At 50.5% G+C, this 21838-nt stretch carries 16 protein-coding genes; 13 read left to right on the top strand and 3 right to left on the bottom strand.

The features are described 5' to 3' along the window. Positions 1-39: 39 nt before the first annotated feature. The 5 genes from KJS65_RS27850 to KJS65_RS27830 all read left to right on the top strand — a co-directional run bounded on the left by KJS65_RS27850 (position 40) and on the right by KJS65_RS27830 (position 7461). Positions 40-693 (top strand): carboxylesterase family protein, encoded by a 654-nt coding sequence (locus KJS65_RS27850; protein WP_213653080.1) that lies wholly within the window; start codon positions 40-42, stop codon positions 691-693. A 140-nt stretch (positions 694-833) separates the two neighbouring features. Beyond that, positions 834-1319: a helix-hairpin-helix domain-containing protein gene (locus KJS65_RS27845; RefSeq protein WP_213653079.1), complete on the top strand. Its 486-nt coding sequence runs from the start codon at positions 834-836 to the stop codon at positions 1317-1319. Positions 1320-1500: 181 nt separating this feature from the next. Then, positions 1501-3132, top strand: coding sequence for an SWIM zinc finger family protein (locus KJS65_RS27840; RefSeq protein ID WP_213653078.1), 1632 nt, complete (start codon positions 1501-1503; stop codon positions 3130-3132). Next, positions 3129-6077, top strand: a complete 2949-nt coding sequence (locus tag KJS65_RS27835; protein ID WP_213653077.1) for a DEAD/DEAH box helicase — start codon at positions 3129-3131, stop codon at positions 6075-6077. Before KJS65_RS27840 ends, KJS65_RS27835 begins: the two co-directional genes overlap by 4 nt. Positions 6078-6213: 136 nt before the next feature. Next, positions 6214-7461, top strand: coding sequence for an MFS transporter (locus KJS65_RS27830; RefSeq protein ID WP_213653076.1), 1248 nt, complete (start codon positions 6214-6216; stop codon positions 7459-7461). A 225-nt stretch (positions 7462-7686) separates the two neighbouring features. Here the strand turns inward: KJS65_RS27830 and KJS65_RS27825 are convergent, their stop codons facing one another. Further along, positions 7687-8628 carry a DMT family transporter gene (locus KJS65_RS27825; protein WP_213653075.1) on the bottom strand — a complete coding sequence of 314 codons (942 nt, stop codon included), beginning with the start codon at positions 8626-8628 and terminating at the stop codon, positions 7687-7689. Positions 8629-8826: 198 nt separating this feature from the next. Between KJS65_RS27825 and KJS65_RS27820 the strand changes: the two genes are divergently transcribed. After that, the gene (locus KJS65_RS27820) at positions 8827-10167 is read left to right on the top strand and encodes an aminotransferase-like domain-containing protein (RefSeq protein WP_213653074.1); all 1341 of its coding nucleotides are present in this window, start codon (positions 8827-8829) and stop codon (positions 10165-10167) included. Between the two features lie 191 nt (positions 10168-10358). Continuing rightward, positions 10359-13313 carry a fibronectin type III domain-containing protein gene (locus tag KJS65_RS27815; protein ID WP_244864900.1) on the top strand — a complete coding sequence of 985 codons (2955 nt, stop codon included), beginning with the start codon at positions 10359-10361 and terminating at the stop codon, positions 13311-13313. Positions 13314-13387: 74 nt separating this feature from the next. On the opposite strand, the gene KJS65_RS27810 is transcribed toward KJS65_RS27815, so the two are convergent. Further along, positions 13388-14296, bottom strand: a complete 909-nt coding sequence (locus KJS65_RS27810; protein WP_213653073.1) for a LysR family transcriptional regulator — start codon at positions 14294-14296, stop codon at positions 13388-13390. Positions 14297-14418: 122 nt separating this feature from the next. On the opposite strand from KJS65_RS27810, the gene KJS65_RS27805 reads away from it, so the two are divergent. Both KJS65_RS27805 and KJS65_RS27800 read left to right on the top strand, forming a co-directional pair. Further along, on the top strand, positions 14419-14820 hold the full coding sequence (locus KJS65_RS27805; protein WP_213653072.1) for a tautomerase family protein: 402 nt from the start codon (positions 14419-14421) through the stop codon (positions 14818-14820). 44 nt (positions 14821-14864) lie between these two features. Next, positions 14865-15605, top strand: a complete 741-nt coding sequence (locus tag KJS65_RS27800; protein ID WP_213653071.1) for an SDR family NAD(P)-dependent oxidoreductase — start codon at positions 14865-14867, stop codon at positions 15603-15605. A gap of 26 nt (positions 15606-15631) precedes the next feature. On the opposite strand, the gene KJS65_RS27795 is transcribed toward KJS65_RS27800, so the two are convergent. After that, entirely contained in the window at positions 15632-16690 is a 1059-nt protein-coding gene (locus KJS65_RS27795) for a class I SAM-dependent methyltransferase (RefSeq protein WP_213653070.1), read from the bottom strand. Between the two features lie 213 nt (positions 16691-16903). On the opposite strand from KJS65_RS27795, the gene KJS65_RS27790 reads away from it, so the two are divergent. From KJS65_RS27790 to KJS65_RS27775, 4 genes are all read left to right on the top strand, one after another. Then, a complete protein-coding gene (locus KJS65_RS27790; protein WP_136609071.1) occupies positions 16904-17068 on the top strand; it encodes a DUF1328 domain-containing protein in 165 nt (54 codons plus the stop codon). A gap of 156 nt (positions 17069-17224) precedes the next feature. Then, entirely contained in the window at positions 17225-17371 is a 147-nt protein-coding gene (locus KJS65_RS27785) for a hypothetical protein (protein WP_213653069.1), read from the top strand. A gap of 190 nt (positions 17372-17561) precedes the next feature. Then, positions 17562-20669, top strand: coding sequence for a hybrid sensor histidine kinase/response regulator (locus tag KJS65_RS27780; protein ID WP_213653068.1), 3108 nt, complete (start codon positions 17562-17564; stop codon positions 20667-20669). Further along, complete coding sequence (locus KJS65_RS27775) at positions 20593-21816, top strand: response regulator (RefSeq protein ID WP_244864899.1); 1224 nt, start codon at positions 20593-20595, stop codon at positions 21814-21816. The genes KJS65_RS27780 and KJS65_RS27775 overlap by 77 nt, the downstream gene beginning before the upstream one ends. Positions 21817-21838 lie beyond the last annotated feature (22 nt).

Genomic DNA, 21838 nt, shown 5'->3' with positions numbered 1-21838 from the left:
GTGCGCTTGTACATTTGATAATGAAAGCGGGGAATCCCATTGAGTCAACAAGCCTGCAAGCTGGACAAGGAAATCACAAAGAAGGTAACGCTGGACTATCTGCTCCATCTTCCGGAAGGATACGATCAGAATTCTGATCAAAAATGGCCTGTAATCCTGTTCCTTCATGGTTCAGGAGAGCGCGGCAGCAACGTGGAGCTGGTAAAGGTCCACGGTATTCCCCATATTGCGGAGCATGATCCTGCATTTCCATTCATCGCCGTATCTCCTCAATGTCCCGATCATTCGGACTGGAACGCGGAGAAGGATGCTGTAATGGCTGCACTTGATGAGGTTATGGCAGGTTACAATACCGATCCGGCGCGTGTTTATTTAACGGGATTAAGCATGGGTGGTTATGGCACTTGGCAGCTGGCTGCCGGGTATCCGGGCCGATTTGCGGCTGCGGTACCTGTATGCGGGGGCGGTAATCCGAAGAATGCCGATGCATTGAAGGAAACGCCTATCTGGGCTTTTCATGGGGCCAAGGATGATGTTGTGCCGTTATCGGAATCGGAAGACATGGTTGAGGCTATTCAGGCAGCTGGCGGCGATGTGCTGCTGACAGTGTACCCGGAAGCCAATCATAATTCATGGACTGAAACGTACGACAACAAGGAGCTGTACAACTGGTTTCTGAAGCATTCGCTATAAGCGCTGCCCGGGTTTAAAAGAGATGCATGTAAGGCCAAGCTAGAGCTGGAGGAAGACGCCATCATGACATGATGCTGATTCTCCGGCTTTTCCTATTTTGAATTGGGGTTTTCGAAGACGAATTTCCGGAGGGATTTAAGATGAGCAAACGGCCAGCCCCCAAGCTTCCCCTGTCCTCGGAAGAGAAAATGAGTTTGCGGTCTTATAAAATCAGGCTGAATACGGTCGCCGATCTGGACACTGCCGATTTGGCGGGCATTCTTGGATCGTCAGCGGAGCGTGCGGGATATTTGCGTGCATTAGCCCAGTTCCAGGCGATTCCCTCCATTGGGCCGCGGATTGCGGAACGGGTAGCTGCTTTGGGATATGGTTCGCTTGATGAACTGAAGCCATTGAACGGTCCGGATCTGCTTGAACAATTGGAGACCTATTTTGGTTTTTGGGAAGATCCCTGCCTGGAGGACGCCCTCTGGTGTATGGTTCACCATGCGAATCATCCGGACAGCGAGAAGAGCTGGTTTGATTTTACAGATGCTCGAAAAGAGTACCGGAAGGAGCATGGATATCCGGAGGCGAGGCCAAAGACTGCATGGCATGAGGTAAAGTCAGAAGATAGAAGTATCTAAGTGATATCGATGAAGCAGGTAAAAGAGCCCCGCCCTCAAAAACAGGGTATGTATAGGGGCTCTTTTTCATAAGGCTATCCATTTTCGGTTTCATGCGTTCTTATTATTTATTCATGAAATCGGATATGATAGATTAGATAGACAACTACTAAACTTCACTCCACTAGGAGACGATAGAATAATGAATCCAAACGATATGATAGATGATATAGAGTGGCAGCAGCTTATTCAGACCGTTAGAGAACAATTCAGCGACCTGACGATTAAACGCGGATTTCAATATTATAAGCAGGGGTTTGTCCATCCCATCAAGCTGACAGATACGCTTATCGAAGCTTTAGTCGAAGGCAGTGAAGACTATCGGGTTGCTCTCAAGCTCGATCATTTATCTGAAAGCCACTGCACTTGCCCGGTGAAAAGCCATTGCAAGCATATGATCGCCGTCCTGCTCGATCACGTCAGCAAGCAGGGACGATTCGTACATGCGATTGTGAATGCTCATGCTACAGCCATGCTTAAGCAGCCTGCGAAAACGATAAGCCAGGATTCCGCGGTTTCTGTTCATAGGGGAGAAGCTGCCAACGCCTTACAAGAAAAGGCAAGCCAGATTCCCACCCTTAGCATTGCCGAATGGCATGGTCTGTTTAAGCTGTGCATCACTCCGCTCGAATTCAGCAGTCCGAATTCACAATATGCCAAGAATGCAATAGCTGCCATATATGCTGTAAAACCTCCGCTTTCTCCAGTCATGGAGCAGCTGTATGATCTTCATGCTCACCTGTTTATGATCATTAAGCTGGTCAAACCGGTGCAGCATTCCGTAGTACATTCCAACAATACGTATATGGGATATCACACCCAGGTTGCTGCGGATGAGCTGCAGGAAGCCATGCGGCATATATTTGAAAGCGGACTTGATATCACAACAGAACCCGAGCTTTGGCCGCGCGTTACCAAGACGTTAACCTATCTGCGCAGGCAGATGCTGACGGAACCGAAGAATTTCAGTTATTTATCGGAGGCCTATGATCAGCTCTGGTTACAATGGATTCATCCGAACCTGAAGGATACCGGAATGTACACAGAGGAAATAAGGAAGCTGCAATCTGCCGAGGAGGAGCTGGGGGACACCTTGTCCAAGCTTCCCTGGATGTTAGCCCAGAGCAGGATCTATTTTCTTATGGCGGAAGACGAGCAGGCCTGGTCATGGCTGAAGACGGCCGACAAAGCCTCGATCATCCCTCCAAGTTATCTGATCTCATATTTAGAGACTCTGTCAGCTGCGGGAGAATGGTCCCGGCTTCAGGAATGGCTTGTCCATACCGGCCCGATGCTAAGCAGTCACCGGAAGGGCCTTTTCCATGATTATATGGAATACTGGACAACGGCTGTTCAGCAGCTTCCGGAGTCCGAGGAACAGATGTGGGAGACGCTTGCCGGCATGCTGCCATATTCTAAGGATATTTATGAAGAGACGCTGCTTAGCTATGGAAAATGGCGGCAATGGATGGATATTCAGCTCAGCACCGGAAAAGAACCTTTGGAATTTCGTGTCAGCGTACTTCAGCCTATCGAGAAGAATGCACCTGAGCTGCTGCTGCCCTTCTATCATCAGGCGGTAGAACGGTATATTCTGCTGAAAAATAGATCGAGCTATAAAGCAGCTGTTAAATTGCTCAAGCGTTTATCCAAATTATATAAAAAAATGAAGCAGGAAGAACGGTGGGAGCAGTTTATCACCGTATTCGCCAGCCGTCACAGCCGGCTGCGTGCATTGCAGGAGGAGCTTCGGAAAGGAAAACTGATCCTATGAGCCCATACACAGATACCATTACGATCCACATCCGTTTGAGCGCATATGGGGATGCGCTTATTTACGGATCAACCCCGTCGCAGCATTATGTAACCGGGCTGGATTTGAAACAACGGTTGTTCGCATGGCATGAAGCATCCTTCTATGGAACGGAGCTTGAGATCCAGCAAGTACAAGAGACCCAGCTTGTGGTGCTGCCTGCCGAGCAGGTCATTCCATTCTTTGCAGAGCGGAAGCTGCTGGATCATATCGAGTGGCAATGGGATGAAGGGGCGGAATCACTGCTGCGTCTCGCCCCGGTGCTTGCTGCTTGTGCAGATGAGAAACGCTTCATTCCAAGCTTCTCCGCCTTCCAGGCAGGAAGATTGCAGTGGACTTGGGATGAAGCGGTATTGGACGGCCAAGCAAGGAAGGAAATCAGCCGCAGCGGCCCTGAATTTACCGAGGGGTTACGTGCGGCCTTCTCATCTACCGTATTTCACGAGTGTTATGGAACGGAAGTGTCGGCGTCTGATTTGCGGAGAGAATATCCCATGCTCTTCACTAAAGACAGTGCAATGGCCGGGTTCAACGAGCAGGCATGGCTCATTTCTATTGGCTGGAAGGCAGACACAGCACCTTTCCGCCCGCTTCTTCAGCTACTGGAGCCGGATGACGACGAGCCTGTGTGGCGCCTCAAGCTTGTCTTGCAGGATAAGCTGGATCCCTCTGCATTGATTCCTATCCGGCTTGATGAAGACGGACAGGCATCCGGCGTATGGCCGGATACATGGTCGTCTCATGTTCATGATCGCTCAGCCGGGTGGGCGGAGCATTTGCGGGCTAGCTTACCGGGGGCAAGCTGGGCTGAGCGCAGCGATGATATGCTTAGTAAGCCGCTGACGGATGCAGCCGCATGGCAGTTTCTGACGACGGACAGCCGCCGTTTGCTAGAGGCCGGTTGGCAGGTACTGCTGCCTGCTTGGTGGGAATCCGCCAGCCGCAGAAAGCCGAAGCTTCGCGCTAAAGTCCGCTCCGGTGAAGGGAGCGAGACCGGCAAGAGCAGCGGCGGTTCGATGTTCGGCCTTGATTCCATCATCCAATTCGATTGGCGCATTGCAATCGGAGAGAGCCAGCTCACAGAAAGCGAATTTAACGAGCTGGTCGCCCGCAATGAACGGTTGGTTCGTTTCCGGGGAGAATGGATTTCGCTCGACCCTGCTTTGCTTAAGCAGATCGGACAAATGATGGCAGGGGTCGACAGCACAGAGGGGTTATCTTTTCAGGATGTCCTCCATCTCCATCTTCAGGGGAGAGACGACGAGCATGATCACGGTGGAGAGCCTGATCAGCCGCAGGATGCTTCAACGCGAGTCGAGCTCGAGGTTGAGCTGAATGAGCATCTTGTGAAGCTCATCAGTCAGCTCGGCCAGCAGTCGGAATGGCCGAAGCTGCCCGTTCCAGCCGGACTGAAAGCTGAGCTGCGTTCTTATCAATACGAGGGCTATTCCTGGCTGGCTTTTTTACGGCGGTTCGGATTAGGAGCTTGTCTGGCTGATGACATGGGGCTCGGGAAGACTGTGCAGTTCATCGCCTATTTACTGCATTTGAAGGAATCTACCGATGCGACTCACAGGCAGCCTTCATTGCTGATTTGTCCTACATCGGTTCTGGGGAACTGGCAGAAGGAGCTGAGCCGCTTTGCTCCATCTTTGAATGTGATGCTGCATTACGGAAGCAGACGTGCCAGTGAAGAAGCCTTTCGTGAAGAAATCCGGCAGGCGGATGTCATTCTAACCTCTTACGCCACGGCAACGCTGGATCAGGATTTGCTGAAAGAGTTCACATGGGAATCGCTGTGTCTGGATGAAGCCCAGAATATTAAAAACGCCCAGACGAAGCAATCGTCTGCCGTCCGGAGCTTCCCTGCGAGACATCGTATCGCGCTTACAGGAACGCCTATAGAGAACCGCCTTTCGGAGCTGTGGTCCCTCTACGATTTCATGAATCCGGGATATTTGGGGAGCTTGCGAACCTTTAACATCCGTTTCATCCAGGCGATTGAGAAAGAGCATGATGAACAGCGCACGGTTCATCTCCAGAAGCTGGTCAAGCCGTTCATGCTGCGCCGCAAGAAGAAGGACCCGGCCATCCAGCTCGACCTGCCTGATAAAAACGAGATGAAAACTTATATTCATCTTACAACCGAGCAGGGCGCTCTCTACGATCAGACCGTGAACGATTTGATGAACCGGGTGCAAAAGCTTGAAGGCATAGAACGTAAGGGAGCCATTTTGGCTGCGCTGACCCATCTGAAGCAGCTCTGCGACCATCCGCTGCTCTTAACAGGAGAACCCTTCGTGGATCACGATGATCCCAATGAATCCATGGATATCGAAACGTTGATCAACCGATCTTCCAAGCTTGAACGGCTGCTGGCGATGGTGAGAGAGCTGCGTGAAGAAGGAGAGCGCTGCCTTATTTTCACGCAGTATATCGGCATGGGGGAGATGCTGCAGCATGTGCTCCGGCAGGAGCTTCAGGAGCCTGTATTGTATTTGAACGGAAGTACCTCCAAGTCCGCTCGCGACCGGATGATTGATCAGTTCCAATCCCAAACACTGACGCCCGCCGAGCAGCCCAACGTGTTTATATTGTCGATCAAGGCCGGAGGTGTCGGTCTGAACCTGACTGCTGCCAACCATGTCTTTCACTTCGACCGCTGGTGGAATCCGGCCGTGGAGAACCAGGCGACAGACCGCGCTTACCGCATGGGTCAGACCAAAGACGTGCAGGTGCATAAGTTCATATCTCTAGGCACGCTTGAGGAGCGCATTGATGAAATGCTGGAGAGCAAGCAGCAGCTCAGCGATAACGTCATCTCCAGCTCGGAGAGCTGGATTACGGAACTGTCGACAGATGCTTTGAAAGACCTCTTTACCTTGCGGAGCGAGTGGGTTGGATAATCCGTCCCAGCCCTGAATACGCATAGGAGATAAAGGACAATCAGCACCTCCACAGCTGTTTGGTTTGGCAGTAGGTTTTCCGCGGCTGCGACCGGGCTGTGACGGTGCTGTAATTACATAGCAAGGGGACCATGAGATGAGCCTTCAAGTGCAGCCTAAAAGGAGATTCAACCGCAATTACGCTCTACAATTGGCAACTGTTTTCATTGGATTCATCATTTTCGGTTTCTCAGAAAATATTAAGGGCCCGGCCATTCCAAGGATCCAGGCGGATTTTGGCATCGATGAGATGCAGCTCGGGACACTGCTGTCCCTGAACTCTCTGGGATATCTCCTTGCCTGCTCCTTCACTGCCTTTTTGACCCGCAAGCTGGGCATTAAAAGCGTCAGTCTGATGGCTTTTGGCGGTATGGTGATTTCCGGAATATTGATCTATCTCTCGAAGAGCTATTCGCTGTTTTCGGCCTCTTACTTTTTGATGTATATCGGTAACGGGATGCTGGAGATCGCGCTCGCGATTCTGGGCGCCCGGATATTCGTGCGGAACACGGGAACGATGATGAATCTGGCACATTTTTTCTACGGACTCAGCTCAACCGTGGCCCCGATCATTGCATCGGGACTGATGAGCGTTACATTATTCGGTCACACGGTGGAGTGGCGCGAGATGTATCTGATTATGCTCGCTTTGGCGGTGATACCGATGTTCCCGGCGTTCTTCAGCCGATTTGCCGGTGATGAGATATCAGCTGAACATCGGGCACCGCTGTCTTCTCTGATCCGGGACCGCGGCTTGTGGCTGATTGTCCTGATCCTGTCTTTTGGCGTCGTATCGGAGATGTCGGTAGGCGGATGGCTGGTCAACTTCCTGGAAAAGGCCTACCACTGGAATACGACCGCGGCTTCAGGCATGCTGTCCATTTTCTTTTTATGCTTTTCGCTCGCACGGCTGCTGCTTGGGCCGATTACAGATAAAATTGGCTTTACGCTCTCCCTGATCATTTTGTCGGGATTTTCAGGCATTTGCACGGGCATTGCGATTGTATCCGGAGAACAGGGAGCTATTTTCTTCGCACTGGCAGGGATCGGAATCGCACCCATCTATCCGACGGTTATGGCTGTCATTGCAAAACGGTACCCCAACGAAAGCGATACGGCCATCACCTTTATCGTTACGATGATGGGAATAGGCAGTGTCATCGGAAACTATCTGATCGGTGCTATTACCGACGGAGTCAAAAGATTTTACATGGCAGATGCTCAGCTGGGCCTTTTACGCGGTCTGCAGGCAGGATATGCGTTTATCGGACTGTGCGCGATCATATGTGCCTTCACCAGCTTGCTGCTGTATGTTTTTTTGAAGAGAAAGGGAGAACTGCTGTAAAGGAGAGTCAAGATTAAGAGAGAGCTTGTCTCAGCTGAAAGAAGAAGCAGAGGATTATGCTGGATGGCGGAGTTTACGGAACTGCTCAGCGGAAAGCAGGCGAATACCTCTGTTCATCTTGAAATTCATGGGTGAAGCTGCTGAAGAGGAAGAGGCAGTGCTTCGTTAAAACTTGAAATAAAGCCCCGGGTAGGCACCGGGGCTTTATTTGTGCTTCCATGTTTATCAAGCTTTCACAGACTCCTGCGTTTTGACCGCCGGGAGCTTTTTGCTTGAAAGATTGACGCCTGTGACCCCGGCCGCAATCATGGCTGCCCCGGCCCAATGGTACCAGCCCAGCTGTTCATTCAGCAGCAGCACGCCGCCGGCAATGGTTACCACAGTGGATAAACCTGCAAATACGCTGACTTTCGAGGCTTCGAGGATCGACAGTGCATAATTGGATAAAAAGGAGGTCAACAGGAAGGACAGCACACCCAGAAAGACCATATCCATGATAAACGCAGGCTCTTGCAGAGGCGTGAAATAGGAGTCAACCGTGCCCGCGTAACCATGCTTGCAGAGTGCAATGATGTTGAAGACGACAAAGCCGAATAGAATCATCATATAGGTCAAATCCTTGGGACGCATAATCCGCGTGAGCTTACGGGCCAAGGTTGTGTATCCGGCCAGAGACAAGGCGGATAGGAGAATCAGCGTGACACCCAGTAAGCTGGTGGACGAAGAGCCTACGCCGGGAACGGCGAATACCAATATGACTCCAGATACGGACAGAAGGGTGAAGAGCCGCTGACCCATGCTGGCATTCTCCTTCAGGAAAAGAGCTGCGAGAATCATCGTGAAGACGGGAACCGTTGCCTGTACAATACCTGCAACCGCTGAGGAAGCATGCAGCAGACCGAATGCCTGCAGAGCGAAAAAGAGCGACGGATTCAGGAGTGCCAGCGGAACGACGGTGAAGATTTCTTTCCGCATTGCCTTCAGATGGGCCCATCCCGGAAAGGCAAACAAGGAAGCTGCAAGAAAGGAAATCGTAAAGCGGTGTGCCAGTGAATCCAGCGGATCGGCAAAGATGAGCGACTGTTTGACGAATATCGGTGAAAAGCCAACGATGATCGCATTGATGACCACTGCCGTAATGGCTTTTTGATTAAGTGTGAGTTTCATACAATGACCTCCCTAAGTTTGCGCGCTGTGGAAGGACCGGTCCTATCATCGCAAGAAAAATTTCTGCTATTGGAGCTTGTTTTTTGAACATGCATCGAGCGACGTTTTCTTTATTCTAAGCCGGAAGCGTCTGTGCTACAATAAAAGGAATGTTGATCTGTACCGGTACAGATGAAGCGGAAGGAGGCGTATGAGGGCATGTTTAAGTATGACGATATCATCAATGACTTGGAAACGCAGATTGCCGGCGAAAGCTGCCGGGAGGGAGACAAGCTGCCATCCATCAGGGCTTTGGCATCCCGGTATGATTGCAGCAAAAGCACCGTCATCCGGGCGTTGGAGGACCTTAAGGAGAAGCATCTGATCTATGCATCGCCGAAAAGCGGATATTATGTTATGAAGCGCAGCGTCCAGCGCCAAGAAGAAGGTGCTCACTGGATCGATTTCACCGTATCCGCACCGGATCCGGATATTTTTCCGTATCTGGATTTTCAGCATTGTATCAACAAAGCGATCGATATGTACCGCAACGATCTGTTTATCTACGGTACGCCGCAGGGCCTTCCGTCACTCATTCGCGAAATGCAGCGGCAGCTGGCATCATACCAGGTTTTTGCAGATTCCCGGCAGATCTTTATTACCTCGGGTGTGCAGCAGGCGCTCAGCGTGTTAGCCCAGATTCCTTTTCCAAACGGCAGGCAGCGTGTATTAATCGAGCAACCGGGGTATCACCTTTTGGTGGATTATTTGAAGGTGTACGGCATTGAAGCAGAAGGACTTCACCGCACGGCTGACGGCATAGATTTAGGGGAGCTGGAGCGGATTTTCAAAACAGGGGAGATCAAGTGGTTCTACACGGTACCCCGATTCCATAACCCCTTGGGAACTTCTCTCGACCGCTCTCAGAAAAAGGCCATCGCCTTACTCGCGGCTAAGTATGATGTGTACATCGTGGAGGATGATTATATGGCTGATCTGGAGCAGGATGCAAAGGAAGATCCGATATATGCTTATGATCGCTCCGGCCATGTGATATACCTGAAAAGCTATTCCAAAATTATATTCCCGGGTCTCCGGGTCGGGGTGGCCGTCCTGCCGGATGTCCTGCGGGAGTCATTCCTCCAGTTCAAACGGCTGATGGACATTGACAGCTCGATGCTGTCCCAGGCTGCGCTGGAGCTGTATTTGAAAAGCGGCATGTTTGAGCGTCACCGCAAAAAGCTGCGTTCCTGTTATGGCAAGAGGTCCGCACTGCTGCATGAATGTATCGTAAAGAACAGGGATGTCGCAGCGGACAAGCCTTTTATCTACCAGACTCCTGGTCAGCTTGGCGTGCATACGTTTTTGAAACTGCATGATGGCGTGAATGCGGGATCAATCATCAAACGGCTGGAGAAAAAACACGTCAGGACTGAAACAGCGAATGCTTGCTACCTGCCGTATTTTGAGAGGGACCATATCCTGCGATTGACGGTATCCAGTGTAAAAGAACCGGACATCCGTAAAGGAATCGAGCAGGTTATTCGTGAGATCAAATAAAATGAGTCCGCCGGAGCGGCATGCCGCATCCGGTTCTTTTCGTTTTTTTCCATCACATTCCATTTTTTTGAGTTCTGTTTGCAGAGCACCTTCCGTATATTTAACAGGGTATGGCAGGCCGGCTGTCGTTCACTATGTTTTGTTCGAAAGTTAAAGCGTTTTAATTATTGCGCTAACGGAAGGAGATATGCATGGGTAAACTGTCGGGAAAAATGGGAAAACGGATTCTATGCTTGATGCTTGCTGTCATGATGCTTGTGTTCCCGGTTCAGGGGAAGACATTCGCGGAGGAGCAGGCAAGTCAGTTGATCAGCATTACAGTGAAGGGGGAACCCAAAGAAACGACGCCTCCGCCATCCGGTACGGATGCCCCAAGCATACCGGGTTCTCTGGCGGCAGATGTTTCGAATGGCGGAGTTCAATTGACATGGGCAACTTCGACGGATAATACAGGGGTAACAAGCTACGGCATTTATCGGGACAACGTAAAGATCGGAAGCGCAAATACGCTGACCTATACAGATTCAGGACTCTCTGCCGGTACAACGTACCGCTATACGGTGACGGCATTGGATGCTGCAGGGAATGAATCGGCTCCGAGCAGTCCGGTAGAGGTTACCACCCGGAGTATGGCAGATGCGGTGCAGGAAAAGTCTCTGCTCGCCGAATGGATTTTTGCAAACTCGGGCAGCAGCGGCGTTTTTCCAGCTACCAACGGAATGTTTAAATCGGCATCGAGCTTCCGGAATGTAGGCGGATATTTCGAGGATTACGACAGCAGCCAGCATTCGGTCAGTTATCAGGGCTGGGATAGCGGGAACGCAACGAAGTATTGGCTTGCAAGCGTAACGACCAAAGGTTATGAAAATATAACGCTATCTTCGCAGCAGACTTCTTCCGGAACCGGACCGCGTGATTTTAAAGTGCAGATCAGCAGTGATAACCAGAACTGGAATGACGTGCCGGGCACGACGCTCAAGATGGCATTGTCCAGCTTCAGCTGCTCAGGCAATACATGCAAGCTGTCAGAGATTCCCCTTCCGGCGAGCGCGAATGATCAGAACACGCTTTATATCCGCTGGATTGTCAGCTCGAATACTAACACCAAGGGCACGCAAGGGATTGGAAGCACAGGATCAAGCCTCATCAAGGATATTCGTGTATCAGGAATGGTTAAGCAGGGAGGCGGAGAACCGGTAGAAACGCCAACGGCAGAGCTATCCAAAACACCTAATTCCGGCGAAAGTAATGTGCTGCCGACGGCGCCTGTAACGGTAACGTTCAATAAGCCAATCACCCTGAATTCAGGCTACAGTGTAAGTATCGTGGACAAAAATAATACGGCTCTCGGATCGGTGACCGCCGAAATCATCAATAGCAACACGCTCAATATTAAGCATCCGTCTTTTGTAAACGGCCAGACCTATACGGTCAAGATTCCCAAGGGACTAATCAAGGGCAGGGATGATCAAATTCCGCTGACCCAGGATATTTCCTGGAGCTTTGCCATTCAAAATACCCAGGGAACACCTTCCGTGCCGAAGCTGATCAATATGACGCTGAATGGGGATACCAAAACCAGCCGCTCATTCGCATGGTACACCGATGTGACGGCAGCATCCGTCGTTCAGGTCGTAGAGGCATCGAAGTCTTCGGGAAGCGGTTTTCCTGAAAATGAAGCACTGACATTCCAAGGTACCGTGGAGGAAATTCAGACCTATGTGACGAAGGCGGACCGTACAGCCAAGAAGAAAAAGAAATTTTACAGCCACAAAGTTACGGCATCCGGATTATCTCCGGGAACAGCATACAAATACCGGGTTGGGAGCGGAGCACCGGACAGCTGGAGCGCGGCAGGAAGCTTCACAACCGATGCATCCGGCAGCCAGCCATTCCATTTTATCGCAGGTTCGGACTCACAGGCTTCCAGCAAAACAGATTTTGAGCCATGGGCTGATACCTTCAAGAAAGCCGTTCAGACGATCGGCGATCCGATGTTTCTGATTAACGCGGGGGATCTTGTCGATAACGGTGATCTCGAGGAACAGTGGCAGTGGATGCTTGGACTTCCGCAGGATCAGCTGCTGAATGTTCCGATCGTTCCGGTCGTCGGCGGACATGAAGTTCAGGATTATGATGGTGACGAGACGACGCCGAACTCTAACTTCTATAATCATTTCAATCTGCCGAAGCAGGTTGTAGCAAGCACGCATGATGGTTCCGTATATTCATTTGAGTATGGAGAAGCACTGTTTCTGGTCTTCAACTCACAGTATGCGGGGGAACTCGCGAGCAATGGCAAAGATATCAAGAAACAGGATCAGCAGTTCGCGGATCAAGTGGAGTGGATGAAATACATCGTCGCGAAGAGCAATGCCAAATGGAAATTCGTCACCTTCCACAAAGGGCCGTATTCGGCAGGGGATAATGCGGGAGAATGGGAGAACGACCGCGTTCAGTTTTATAAAAAGGTTCTTGTTCCCGCCTTTGATGAAATGGGCATCGACATGGTGTTTGAAGCCCATGACCATATGTACATGAGATCGTTTCAGATGCTTGGCGACAAAGTAATACCGACCAGCCAAATCACGGTGGACGCGCAGGGCAACGCCGTGAATCCGAAGGGGACGATCTATCTGATGTCCAATGCGTTCGGGGATAAGTTTTACACCAAATATCCGGGTTATAACGATTACTTCGCAGCGATAGATACCCAGCCGGGTAAAAAGATGTTTACCGATGTGTCTGTTTCGAGTGATGTACTGCAGATTAAAGCGTATACTGCGGCCAAAAAAGACGAGAAATCCGGCGATAACGGCGTTAAGCTCTATGACCAATATGGCATCAAGCGGACGGATACCAAGCCAGCCAAGGTCGAAAGCGCTAAAGTCCAGGTCAGCGGCAGCAAAGCCGTTATTTCGTGGAAAACACCATCTTCGAGCAGCGAACCTGTAAGGGGCTTCCGCATTTACGAGAAGAACGGCAAGATCAAAACCTACTGGAATGTACACATTGCCGCCGAGTCAGGGAAAACAGACTATAGCTTCACGGTTAATAACATCAATGCATCTGATAAGTATCAGTTCGTCATCCGGGCGGTAGGCAGCAGAATCAACTCCGATCCGGTGGAGGTCAGTGTAAATTAGCATTTTGACCGTGTATGATTAGGGGGAAAAAAGAGCCCGAGGCCGTTTTGGCCTTGGGCTTCTTCGTATTGTTTCTACATGGTGCCTGCCGTATGCGGGCTGCGGTCCGGGAGATTCTCTTTTAAAATGGTGTACAGCTTGCCGGCCGCAAGTCTGGGCGGGTAATCGGGTTCTCTGCACAATAAGCCGCAGGTCATATCAACCTCATTACCTTCTAACGGCCGGATGACGGTACCACCTGGTTCAGGCCGAAGCACCGATAATGGAACGAGAGCCGCACCTATTCCGCTCTGGACATAGAATTTTAAAGCAGACATGCTGCCGATCTCCAGGGTATCTAGTGGAGACCCGCCTGGCTCCTGCAAAATCATCTCCAGCTTCCGGCGGTACGGGCAGTCTGCCGCCGTAATAAGCAGCCGGTGACTCCGTAAATCCTGAATGGTAATGGTTGTCTTACGGGTCAAAGGATGACTCTCAGGCAGCAGCACGGCAAAATGCTCCGTAAGCAGCGGTTCAAAGTATAATCCCGTTCCCAGCAGCGGCGGGGAGCATATGGCCATATCGAGCCCACCATGCTGAAGCTGTTGGATTAATACAGGGGAACTTGCAATGCTAATAGATACGTGGATATTGGGGTATACACGCAGGAAATCGGCGAGGATAACCGGCAGCCGGTAGCTGGCGATCGGTTCGACAACGCCAAGACGAATATGCCCGGCTTCCCCGGCTACAAGCTCTGTCATGGTGTCTTGCAGTTGCTCAATATCTCTGACGATATGGGCGCTCTGTTCAAGGAAGAGGCGTCCAGCTTCCGTCAGTTGAAAGGCTTTTCCCCGCTCGATCAGCCGCATGCCAAGCTCAGCTTCAAGCTTCTGTACCTGCATAGTGACGGTAGACTGTGCGTAGTTGAGCTCTTCCGCAGCCCGGTTGAAGCCTCCGAGGGCAACGATCCGGTGAAAGGTTTTGACCGCTTTAAGATCCATGTATCCTCCTATAGTTCAATAAATATGAATAAAGTATTCGGTTAATTCAATTATACAGATAGATATGAATCAGATACAATGGCATTGCCGGCAAAAGAAAAAACAGGGAGGCGTTATGCCCAATGCCATTTGTACGAATAGATCTGCATCAAGGAAAGTCGCAGGAAGAACTGTCTATTCTCAGCCGTTCCATTCACCAGGCTATGGTGGAAACCATTGATGTGCCTAAGGACGATTATTTCCAGGTAATTACCACGCACGCGTCCGGGGAACTTTTATACGATAAGGAATACATGAATATATCCAGATCGGAGCAGCAGATTTTTATTCAAATCACGATGAAGGAAGGACGCACTACGCGGAAGAAACAGGCGTTATATGCCCGGATCGCGGGGCTGCTCGCAGAGAAAGCAGGTGTCCGGCCCCAGGATGTCATGATCATTTTGATGGAAAACATGCAGGAAAACTGGTCGTTTGGTAACGGGACTGCGCAGCTGGCCGCGGAAGAAAGAGAGCTTGAATGAGACGATTTTGGCAGACTCGTAAATAGAAAAGGAGAGGATTGCAAATGGAATTGCGGGATAAAAAAGTATTGGTTACAGGCGGAGGCACAGGAATAGGGAGAGCGGTATCGCTGGCTCTGGCAGAGCGTGGGGCGGCAGTTGCTGTTAATTATTCACGATCGGTGGATGAGGCCGAGGAAACGGTCCGGATGATTCAAGCCCAGGGCGGACATGCGCTTGCGATTCAAGCGGATGTATCCCGGGAACAGGAGGTGCTGACCATGGTAGATACACTTGCGGGAGAATGGGGAAGCATAGATCTGCTAGTCAACAATGCCAGTGTAACCCGCCATATTCCTATGGGGGATCTGGATTCCGTGACGGATGACGCTTGGGACGAACTGTTCCAAATTAATGTCAAGGGCATGTTTTATGCTGCAAGAGCCGTCGCGCCTTATATGCTCAAGCAAAAGCAGGGAGCGGTCGTCAACGTCGGCAGCATTGCCGGAATCACCGGCTCCGGTTCATCGCTGCCTTACGCAGTTTCCAAAGCGGCCGTCCACGGGCTGACCCGTTCCCTGGCGAAATCTCTCTCGCCGCATATTCGTGTCAACTGCGTTGCTCCCGGAGCAGTGTTAACCCGGTGGTGGGAGGGACGGGAGCAGCAGATGGAGCAGTTGGCGGGCAGCCTTTTGCTGGGAAAGACTGCATTACCTGAGGATATTGCCCATATGATTTGTGGCGTATTGGAGCAGGAGGCCCTAACCGGGCAGATCATCACGGTGGATGCCGGACAGTCGATGTAAGGGCCGCAGCTGCAATACGCCAAAACTTACCGCATCTTTGCCACGACACCGTTATGAACCTTGATGTATCCATGCCTGTGGATATCAAAACCATTCTCGTAAATGTATAGCCCCATCTGCTGAACCGTCATCAATTCGCGGTACGTATGGTTCATTACATTGGCCATGATTTGGTAGAAAAGCCGGGATCTCAGCTGGTTTCTTGGAGTCGTCATGATGGCATAACCTCCGGGCTTCAAAAAACGCCGGTGCCAATCGACAACCTCGGGTTTGATTTCATCAGGAAAATGCTCCAGCAGCCCGACGGACAGAACAATATCGAATTCCCGGCCATAGGGGAGCTTGCGAATATCACTGACCACATACTCAATGTTGAAATCTTGTTTGTAGTATACTTGCGGGCTGTTGGTTCGAGGATTATCCCCGAGAAAGGGATAAGCTTCCGGGAATTCTGCGAAGCGTGTGGTACGGCAGTATTCATCATAGTCCGCCATAACCACTTCTGCTCCCGGATACATGGCTGCAAGCTGCATCGCTTCATAGCCCTCTGCTGCGCCAAGGAATAAAATCCGCGGCTTTTGTACATCCAGCCCCTCGAATAAAGCCCGTTTGCCCCGTGGATCCCATACACCATCTTGAATGCGGTGCACATAGTTCCATAGATGAATGCGGACAATATCACCCAGTCCCTCACGAATTTGACGTAAGTTAAACGCTTTCAATGCATTGAAAAATTCATCCTTTTCTTTATCCATCTCGGCGGGTACGTCTTTGATAAACCACTGGTGAAAGGACTGATTGAAGTGTGTCCAAGCCGTATGGGTATCCATGGTGGTACCATGCTCCTGCTCCCATACTTTACGGTCATGAGCTACGCTTTTGACTTCATAAGGCTTGCCGACATCTTTCCAGGTTAGAAGAGACCAGTCATTCACCGGATTCAAGGAAATAAACTTCTGGTATTCCAGAGAAGTGTGCGAACGAAGATCAACACGGTAATTCGGCTTCAGTTCTGTATGTTCCATTTCGGCGGCAGTATAAGGACTGTCATCATTCTGGATCGCGGGCCCGGTATTTACATCCATGCATCATCCCTCCATATATTTACAATAGTATGAAATGGAAGTATTTACAAGAATAAGGATCTGAGGTATGGATATATTTAAATAAAATGCCGTAAGTATTTTGAAGCCCGTCATGGAGACCTTTTTACAATTTTTTCATTCGAGGTTCAAGCGGCAGCAGATCGGTTACAAGTAAGTATCAAACAATACGACGTTAAGAAAAGGGTGATTAATATGTTAGGTTGGGCTATACTATTTTTGATTATCGCTGTCGTGGCGGGGATTTTCGGGTTCTTTGGAATCGTGTCCGCTGCAGTCGGAATTGCCAAGGTACTGTTCTTTATTTTCCTCATTCTGTTCATCGTATCGCTTATTTTCGGACGAGTCAGAAGACGATAGTTTGCAGGCATACTGACTAAAAGAACAGGCAGAAAAGCGGGTGGTTTTCCAATTTGGGAGACCACCCGCTTTTTACTTGTGCTTCCATATGATCCTGATACCATAGAGTTGACTCATAAATATGTACTTACCTCGAAAATGAACTGGAGGCGTGTCATGCAGGAGTATATTGGCAGCTGCCGCAGCTGCGGCAAAGCGATTTATTGCGAGAACGGGTTTCTGAACGGGACTGTGCAGGAGGATCAGACGCTTGAATGCTTTGAATGCCAGGAGCAGCAGGGAAATCAGGATTCCGAAATGTAATCGTAAGTGCGCCGGCCCGCAGCCATAACGTCATCATCAGCCTTCAATACTCGAATGAAAGGGACCCTCTGAGGGTCTTTTTTTATTACTGTATTGACATGCGCATGGTTCCATTATATAACAGCTAGTGCTTACCATTTTATGCTACTAACCATTTATGTCATAAATGGCTTAATTAAAGGGGTTATATATGAAAAAACAAGGCTTGATCATCCTGACGGGAATTTTCCTCGTGATCATTGTGCCGATCTATGTGATAACTCGATGGTTCCTTAACTTTGGTGAGGAACCGGATGCGATCCAAGGCCAAATAGACCTGAGTGCCTGGGACTTTGCCCAGAATGGAACCGTTCAACTGACCGGTGAATGGGAGTTTTACCGCAGCCAGCTGCTGACTCCCCAGGACTTTCATCCGTCTGGCACATCCGCAGCGTGGTCTCTTCCTCAAATGACAGAAATGGTGACTTTGCCGGGAAGCTGGAATGACTATATTGGTGAAGACCGGCGGGATAACGCTGAAGGGTATGCCACGTTCCGTCTGCGGATTCGTTTAAAGGATGGGGAAAATGCCATCTATGGAATCCGCTCCGGCAATATCCGGACGGCCAACCGGATATTTTTGAACGGACAGGAGGCTGGGGCAAGCGGAAAGCCGGGCGTAAGCGCCGGCCAAGAAGAGCCCGACAACATCCCCTATGCCGGATTTGCGAGCGTGTCCGGAAATGAAGCGGAAATCATCGTCCAGGTATCAAATCATTCATACGCTTCCGGGGGGATCTTCACCCCGATCGTGTTCGGTGACAAGGCATCGATCATGAGGAGCCGGGAGCTGGATATATTCATCGATTTGATGTCTGGCGCAGGCTTTTTGATTCCGGCGCTGTATCTGCTGGTATTAAACAGGCTTCACAAAAAAGAACCTTCCATGCTGTATCTCGGACTTTTTTGCCTGTCTGCCCTGATATACGTGTTGATGCACGGGGAGAAGCTGCTAGGCAACTTATGGCCTTCGCTGGACTATGAATGGTTTTTGAAAACGCAGCTGTTTTCTTCGGCGCTCATTTATTTCTTTTTGCTCCGATATGTCGCCTTGGCGGTGCCAAGAAGCATCCCGCGGCTGGTTCTGCGCATCTGCGACGCCGCTACACTCGTCGCCGTCCTTATGGCGATTTTCCTTCCGCCGCTTATTTTTTCAAAGATAAGCCCGCTTTTAATTGTATACTCGCTGACGGCAGTCGGCTATATCGCATTTGCCATGATCCGGGGGATGAAGAGGCGGTCCAAGGATGCGGGACTGATGCTGATCGGAATGCTGAGTATCATCCTCGTCATCGTGGTCAACGTGCTTTCCCTGATGGGCTTGTATACCAGTCTCAATCTTGTGCCGTACGAATTGATTCTGTTCGTCCTCACTCAAGCAATGCTGTTATCACGGCGTTTCTCCAGGGCGTTCGCGGAGGTGGAGCAGCTGTCACTGAAGCTGCTGACGCTGGATGGTTTAAAGGATGAGTTCATGGCTAATACATCGCATGAGCTGCGTACCCCGCTCCATGGCATCGTGAATATCGCCCAGTCGCTCGTAGAGGGAGCTTCCGGGCAGCTTAATATGAAGCAGGCCAGAGACCTGTCCATGATCGTATCGACCGGAAGGCGCCTGTCTGTACTCATTAATGATATTTTGGATTTCAGCAAGCTGAAGAACGGCGAGATCGTGCTGAACCGCCAGCCGGTCGATTTGAAGGCAGTAACCCGGTCGGTGATGGAAATTACGCTGTATATAGCGGGGAACAAGCCTATCCGGTTCGAGGAGCATTGGCCGGAGAATCTTCCTTTGCTGGATATGGATGAAGAACGTCTTCGGCAAATTCTATATAATTTGCTTGGAAATGCCGTGAAGTTCACGTCTGCGGGTGTCATCCGAATTGATGCCAAGACGCTTGGCAGTGGAAACATCGTTCAGGTGACAGTGACTGACACGGGCATTGGGATTGCACCTGAGCGACTGCAGGATATATTCAAATCCTATGAACAAGTCGGTGCAACTTCTGAGAGAGAGTACAGCGGCACGGGACTTGGCCTCAGCATATCCAAGAAGCTGGTGGAGCTTGGCGGTGGGTCGATTTGGGTGGAATCTGAGCCGGGAAGCGGCTCGGCGTTCCACTTTACGCTTCCTGTTTCGGATACTGTTAGTAGCGGAGAGGGAATGCCGGGTGTAAGTATTCGGAAGGAATTATCCGATAATGGAATAGATGAAGAATTCGTGAATGCGGATGATCTGGTGCAAGAAACCAGCACAACCGTGCTGCTGGTGGATGACGATCCGGTCAATTTACAGGCGCTGCGGGGGCTTCTGTCCGTGGAGAACTGCAGGCTGATCTCTGCAGATAATGGCGCTGATGCCCTGGAACAGATTCGTTCCGGCCAGTCCATAGATCTGGTGATTACGGACTGGATGATGCCGGGAATGTCCGGAATCGAGCTGTGCAGAGCCGTGAGGCAGCAATTTTCGCCGTTTGAAATGCCCGTTCTGATTCTGACGGCACGCGGATTGCCGGAGGATGTACGGATTGGCCTTCAGGCAGGAGCCAATGATTTTCTGCGCAAGCCGGTGGACGCAGACGAGCTGCGGGCCCGGGTTCGGAATTTGATTGAGCTTCGCAAATCGGTACGCAGGACCATTTCGGCTGAAATGGCGTTTTTGCAGGCGCAAATCAAGCCGCATTTTCTGTTTAATGCATTGAATACGATTATTTCTCTGCTTCCCGTTGATCCGGAAAAAACGACCAGCCTGCTCCTTGAGCTCAGTCATTATTTGCGGAGCAGCTTTGACTTTCAGAATCGGGAGCAGCTGACGACCATATATAAGGAGCTTGCATTGGTTCATTCCTATCTGACCCTCGAAAAGGCGCGCTTTGAAGAAAGACTGGAGATTGTTTATGAGATTGAGGCGGAGCTGAGCGGATTCATTCCTCAGCTAAGCATACAACCGATCGTCGAGAATGCGGTACGACATGGTATCATGCAGCGGGAAGCGGGAGGAACGGTACGGATTTCCATACAGGAGGACGATAGCAGGATATGTATTTCCGTGTCGGATAATGGTGTGGGCATGGATCAGGAGCTGGCATGGAAGCTGCTTGCAGCAGATTCACCGGAAAGCGGTGTCGGACTCCGTAATATACACACCCGGATGCTGACGTTGTACGGAAAAGGTTTGATCGTTGAGAGCAGCCCTGGCAGAGGGACAACAGTTCGCTTTGACGTACCAAAAGGGAAGCTTGGAGGCAAATCATTATGAAGGGGTGCAAAACGTATTGAAGGCTGTTCTGATTGACGATGAGAACCCGGCACTGCTTCAGCTGGAAAGGTTGATTCATGCGGATGGCCGGCTGGAGATATGCGGTAAATTTACTCGTATTGGATCGGGCCTGGAGCATGTGGCGGAGAACCAGGCGGATGTCGTCTTTTTGGATATTGAAATGCCGGGCATGAACGGTTTGGAGGCAGGGGAAAAGCTGATGGCGATGATTCCGGATCTTCAGATTGTGTTCGTGACGGCATACAACCATTATGCGATTGAGGCTTTTGAGCTTAATGCCCTGGATTATTTGTTAAAACCTGTCGATCCGGTGAGGTTCGCCAAGACGGTAAGCCGTATCGAATCACAGCTGAAAATAACACAGGAGCAGACGGGTGTACAGGTCCCTGCAGAATCCATGGTCATATGTTTCAAGCGTTTATTGCTTGGCGATAACGTTGCGGCAGGCAGCTTGCTGAAATGGAGAACGCAAAAAGCGCAGGAATTGTTCGCTTTTTTACTTCATCAGCAGGGTCGGTGGGTAACGAAGGATACTATTCTGGAGACGCTGTGGCCCCAGCTTAAACTGGATAAGGCAACGACACAGCTGCACACCTCTGTTTATCAGGTACGGAAGATACTGAAACAGTGGGGCGTTAGGGCTCTGATTGAATTCGCACATGACAGCTACCGCTTGCTGCGGACTGGATTTACAACAGACGTGGACCTGTTCATGCACAGCAGCCAAATCGGACCGGTAACCTCGGAGCAGGAATGGCAGCAGCTCGAACAGACGTTGAACCTATATCAAGGGGATTACCTGGAAGAGCATGATTATTTTTGGGCCAAGCCCGTGCGGGAAGAACTGCTGCGCAGATATATTCACTGTTCAATCGCAGCGGCGGCATATGAGACGCAGATAGGAAGAGAACGCCAGGCACTGCAGCGGCTGCTTTCATTAAAGATGAAAGAGCCTTACTCAGATGAGATATGCCAGAGCATTATGAGGGTTTATCATGCGCAGGGGAATCAAGCGGCGGTCGCCAGCGAGTACCTGAGCTTTGTTTCTCTCATCGGGGCTGAGCTGGAAACAAAACCGGAAGCGGAGACCATAAGGCTTTACAACGAGCTGATGACTATTGGTTAATTGCTCGCTGGTTTGCTCCTCT

Origin of the sequence: Paenibacillus sp. J23TS9, from assembly GCF_018403225.1 — a bacterium.
GTDB lineage: Bacteria > Bacillota > Bacilli > Paenibacillales > Paenibacillaceae > Paenibacillus_AQ.
The sequence above is the reverse complement of the archived record's forward strand: the minus strand, read 5'-3'. Positions and strand labels throughout refer to the sequence as shown.

Coding starts and splice junctions, on each gene's coding strand:
- KJS65_RS27845 (WP_213653079.1), top strand. CDS start 834: ATGAGCAAACGGCCAGCCCCCAAGCTTCCCCTGTCCTCGGAAGAGAAA.
- KJS65_RS27840 (WP_213653078.1), top strand. CDS start 1,501: ATGAATCCAAACGATATGATAGATGATATAGAGTGGCAGCAGCTTATT.
- KJS65_RS27835 (WP_213653077.1), top strand. CDS start 3,129: ATGAGCCCATACACAGATACCATTACGATCCACATCCGTTTGAGCGCA.
- KJS65_RS27830 (WP_213653076.1), top strand. CDS start 6,214: ATGAGCCTTCAAGTGCAGCCTAAAAGGAGATTCAACCGCAATTACGCT.
- KJS65_RS27825 (WP_213653075.1), bottom strand. CDS start 8,628: ATGAAACTCACACTTAATCAAAAAGCCATTACGGCAGTGGTCATCAAT.
- KJS65_RS27820 (WP_213653074.1), top strand. CDS start 8,827: ATGTTTAAGTATGACGATATCATCAATGACTTGGAAACGCAGATTGCC.
- KJS65_RS27815 (WP_244864900.1), top strand. CDS start 10,359: ATGGGTAAACTGTCGGGAAAAATGGGAAAACGGATTCTATGCTTGATG.
- KJS65_RS27810 (WP_213653073.1), bottom strand. CDS start 14,296: ATGGATCTTAAAGCGGTCAAAACCTTTCACCGGATCGTTGCCCTCGGA.
- KJS65_RS27805 (WP_213653072.1), top strand. CDS start 14,419: ATGCCATTTGTACGAATAGATCTGCATCAAGGAAAGTCGCAGGAAGAA.
- KJS65_RS27800 (WP_213653071.1), top strand. CDS start 14,865: ATGGAATTGCGGGATAAAAAAGTATTGGTTACAGGCGGAGGCACAGGA.
- KJS65_RS27795 (WP_213653070.1), bottom strand. CDS start 16,690: ATGGATGTAAATACCGGGCCCGCGATCCAGAATGATGACAGTCCTTAT.
- KJS65_RS27790 (WP_136609071.1), top strand. CDS start 16,904: ATGTTAGGTTGGGCTATACTATTTTTGATTATCGCTGTCGTGGCGGGG.
- KJS65_RS27785 (WP_213653069.1), top strand. CDS start 17,225: ATGCAGGAGTATATTGGCAGCTGCCGCAGCTGCGGCAAAGCGATTTAT.
- KJS65_RS27780 (WP_213653068.1), top strand. CDS start 17,562: ATGAAAAAACAAGGCTTGATCATCCTGACGGGAATTTTCCTCGTGATC.